Source organism: Daejeonella sp. (assembly GCF_049655485.1).
Taxonomy (GTDB): Bacteria; Bacteroidota; Bacteroidia; order Sphingobacteriales; family Sphingobacteriaceae; genus Daejeonella.
The window spans coordinates 1-4,523 of record NZ_JBASJU010000059.1 but is presented as its reverse complement, the minus strand read 5'-3'; the positions used below and the strand labels follow the sequence as shown (position 1 = coordinate 4,523).

At 37.0% G+C, this 4,523-nt stretch carries 3 protein-coding genes; all 3 read right to left on the bottom strand.

The window, feature by feature from the left end; translation table 11 throughout:
- Positions 1–284: 284 nt before the first annotated feature.
- The gene (locus WBJ10_RS02455) at positions 285–719 is read right to left on the bottom strand and encodes a response regulator (protein ID WP_424287965.1); all 435 of its coding nucleotides are present in this window, start codon (positions 717–719) and stop codon (positions 285–287) included.
- Positions 719–3,817 (bottom strand): ATP-binding protein, encoded by a 3,099-nt coding sequence (locus tag WBJ10_RS02450; protein WP_424287964.1) that lies wholly within the window; start codon positions 3,815–3,817, stop codon positions 719–721. The genes WBJ10_RS02455 and WBJ10_RS02450 overlap by 1 nt, the downstream gene beginning before the upstream one ends.
- A gap of 178 nt (positions 3,818–3,995) precedes the next feature.
- Positions 3,996–4,523: helix-turn-helix domain-containing protein (locus WBJ10_RS02445; RefSeq protein WP_424287963.1), on the bottom strand; the 528-nt coding region annotated here is incomplete at its 5' end.

Below are 4,523 nucleotides of genomic sequence, written 5' to 3'. Positions count from 1 at the left end.
GATCTATCCCTTGCAAATTTGCTGTTAGTGGTTCGAGCGAAGCTAACTTGTCTATAGACGAAGGTTTGAATGCCTGGCTTTCCTGATCTTTTTCACAACTGCCCATAAATACAATCATTAGCATTGCAATGATTGGGCTTACTGTTCTATTTTTCATTTTTGTTATGTAGAGGTGACATCATTATCACATAACAAAGGTGATCCGTTTAAAATTGACTACTGTTGCGTAATTCTGAAAAATAGTTGCGTAATTCACACATTTTAAATGTAGGAAAATAGAGCAATCACATTCTCTCCATATACCAATTCAACTCCTTTTCCATTTTCTTGTAATGAAGAATAGTTTCAATAATTTTTTGCAAGCGCATAAAAGCCGTTTCACTTTTTACAATGTAATCGAATGCCTGATGATGCATGCAATTTACAGCAACCTCGATACTATCCTGAGAGGAAAGCATTACCACAGGAATACTAGGATGGGATAAGTTTATTTTATCCAATGTCTCAATTCCATTAATCGCAGTTTTATCGATGCCATCAAGGTGATAATCTAAAATAATTACATCTGGGGAATGCGATAAATTCTCAATGCAAAGCTCGCCAGTTCTGAATGTTTCAATTATAAAATTTCCGTTCTGAGTAAATTCTATCTCTAAAGACTTTAAAAACAATGCATCGTCATCTACGAGGAAAAGTCTAATCATTTTATCTTTTTTCATCAATTCTGGTTTTTTATTTTAGTATACTCTTCTTTTAATTCTTCACAAGCCCTGGCACACACATTCTCCAACTGCAATATCATCTCCAACAACTCTTGTCTATTTAGTAAACCTGTGCCAACTTTTATAGAAGAAGACGTGTGGATGAATTTATCTTTCCCTCCATTTCCAGCCAAGGATGCCTGGCGTGCATATTCATGAATCTTTTTTGCCATATTTTCAAAATCTGAGCTAATTCCCATTATCGAAAACGATGGGATCATTTTATGAACTGCTGATTGTAATAGATTCCAATCTTCATCCAACAAACTTTGTTTCATCGCATTAACTATAGGAGGGGTTTGATCCACATAAAGTAAAATCATTTCCATCATCAATTTTGGATTGGATTTTGTCCGTCGAATTAAATACTCCAGATTAGTAGTCTTTGGGCGTTCGGCAATGCTATCATCGTCCTGGCCAAATAATTCATTCCGTAAAGCCATTGCATTGTAATCACCCGCCAGGGCTGGCTTCTTGAAAAATCCAACTATTTTACTGTACAATAATCTTTCGTCTACTGGTTTAGCGATATAATCATTCATGCCAACCGCATTGCATTTTGCTAAATCCACTGTGGTTACGTCAGCAGTTAATGCGATAATCGGAATCTTAGAATTCAATTTACTACGAATATATTCTGTGGCTTCAAACCCGTTCATTTCGGGCATCTGCAAATCCATTAAAATGATATCATATGGTTTTCCTGGCCCATATGGACCAGCCTGTGACAATTTTTCAATGGCAATCTTGCCATTGGGTGCAATGTCGCTTTCAAATCCAAAATCGTCCAATAGGGTCTTCATCAGCAATTGGTTAAGAGCAATATCTTCCACGACCAATACTTTTATATTTTTTATTTCCTTGTCCAATTCAATTATTCCACTATCCGACTCTGCTTCCGCTTTGGTTTTTTGAAAACTTAAAATGAAACTAAAAGTTGAGCCAACATCCAACATGCTCTCAACATGAATGCTGCCACCCTGTTGCTCTACTAATTGTTTGACAATAGCCAGCCCTAGTCCGGTTCCTCCAAACAACCTCGAAGTACCACTTGAGGCTTGCTGAAAGTTTTCAAAGATGCGTTCCAGGGTACTTTCAGCTATGCCAATTCCCGTGTCTGTTACCGCGAATTTAATTATTGCATTACCTTGATTGTCATCTTCTATTTGAGTTACACTAACAGTGATCTTTCCCTTTGATGTAAATTTTACGGCATTACTTACCAGATTTAAAATGATCTGATGCAAACGCACGGGGTCGCCAACTAATACCTCAGGGATGCGGCTATCATATTCTTTAACAAGCGCTAAATTCTTTTCATGAATTTTGGTCTCAAACAAATGCAACATAGATGAAATAGATGCAGCCAATTTGAAAGGTGTTTTTTCAAACGACATTTTACCAGCATCAACTTTTGCAAGATCAAGTATATCGTTAATAAGTACGATGAGTGCATCTCCACTTATTTTAATCGCGGTTAAATACTCCTGCTGTTTAGCCGATAAATTTGTTTTTAACATGACTTTCGTAAAACCAATAATTGCATTCATAGGGGTGCGTATTTCGTGGCTCATGTTTGATAAAAACTGCTGCTTAGCTTTAACCGCATCCTCTGCGATCTGCGTGGCACTTTCTGCTTTGCTTTTTGCTACTTCGGCAATTTCTGTGGCTGTTTCAGCAAATTCCTTCGCTTCGGTCAATTCTGTTGCAATCTTTTTTTGTTCAGTAACATCCCTGGCAACAATAACAACCCCCAGAACATTTCCTAAATCATCTTTATAAACTGATCCATTGAATAATACATCAGTCAGCTTACCATCTTTATGTCGTATTGTAAGAGGAGAATCTGCAACGGACCCTTTTGCAAATACTTTCTGATATACTTCGCGGGCTTTTTGGGATTCGGTGAAATAATCAAAGAAGTCGGTACCGGTGAGTTTCTCGCGGGTTATACCTGTAATATTTACAGTTGCCTGATTCATGTCAGTAATCTTACCTTCGGTACTAATTGTAACCAATGGATCAAGGCTCGCCTCAATAAGACTTAACGAATATTGAGATGCTAATTTTGCAGAATAGCTAAACGCTTCTAATTCTTTATTTGCAATTTCACGTTTTTCTTTCTCTTTACTTTGAAAAATAAGTTCTATGTCGGCTATTACCAGTTCGGCCGCACGCTTCTCTTTCTCTCCGGTTTGAAATATAAGTTCTTGATTTGCAATAAATAGTTCGGCCGCCCTTTTTTCTTTTTCATCATTTTGGAAAGCAAGCTCTTTGTTTGCAATAATCAGCTCTTCCGCTCGCTTTTCTTTCTCATCGTTCTGGAAGGCTAGTTCCATATTGGCTACTATCAGCTCCTGAGCCCGCTTTTCTTTCTCATCATTCTGGAAAGCAAGCTCTTTGTTTGCAATGATCAGCTCTTGCGCACGCTTTTCTTTCTCATCGTTTTGAAAGGCAAGTTCTTTGTTAGCGATTTTCAACTCATCCGCCCGCTTTTCTTTCTCATCGTTTTGAAAAACTAATTCGTTATTGGCTATACTTAATTCTGCGGCGCGCTTTTCTTTTTCCGCGTTTTGAAACACCAACTCTTTGTTGGCAATGATCAGCTCTGCGGCACGTTTTTCTTTCTCATCGTTCTGGAATACTAATTCTTTGTTGGCAATTATTAACTCTGCTGCGCGCTTTTCTTTCTCTTCATCCTGAAAGGCTAGTTCTATGTTGGCAATGCCTAACTCTGCAGCGCGCTTTCCCTTTTCTTCATCTTGAAAAGCAAGTTCTATATTGGCAATAATGAGTTCATCCGCTCGCTTTTCCTTCTCTTCGTCCTGGAAAGCAAGTTCTTTATTAGCAATTATTAGTTCATCTGCCCGTTTTTCCTTTTCCTCATCCTGAAATACAAGTTCTTTATTTGCTATACCTAATTCTGCCGCACGCTTTACCTTCTCCTGCTTTTGGAACACAAGCTCTTTATGAGCGCTAATCAGCTCATTTCTAAGTTTTTCCTTCTCTTCTTTTTGGAACGCGAGTTCCATGCGAGCGATAAATAATTCATCCACTCGCGTTTTCTTTATATTCCCCATACCTTATCCTACAACCGCCTTTTTATTTATTGCTTTCGTTTTACAGCTTTTCTGCAAAACCTATGTTTCATTAAATATTTATCATACAACGAATTTCATGTTATCGAATAATCCTAATTATAGGATGTCTACACTTCAATGGACTTATCGATTTTTAAATAATAGTATTATTCAGACCTGACTCTTCCGCCCTCTGAACAAAAATTAAATTTGAACCTACTTCTTCAATAGGACTTCGTCTCTTGTTTTTCAATTGTTTAAAGTGCGAAGGTGAAAGTCCGGTTACCTTTTTAAATTGATTGGATAAATGAGCAACGCTATTGTAATTCATCTTCCATGCTATTTCTGTAATATTCAATTCGTCATAAATGATGAGTTCTTTAATACGTTCGATTTTATGTGAGATGATGAATTTTTCGATTGTAGTTCCTTGTACTTCAGAAAATAAATTAGCCAGATAGGTGTAATCATGATCTAATTTTTTGCTTAAAAAATTAGAAAAGTTTGTTTTGGTTACTTCATCTGTATGATGTACCATCTCAACTATAGTATTCTTTATTCTTTCAATCAGTACAGATCTTTTATCGTCCATTAGCTCCAGTCCTGATTCGAATAAGGCTGCCTTTACTTCGTTGCGTTGTTCCGTAGAAAGATTTTCCATTATTTCTACCTCACCTAATTC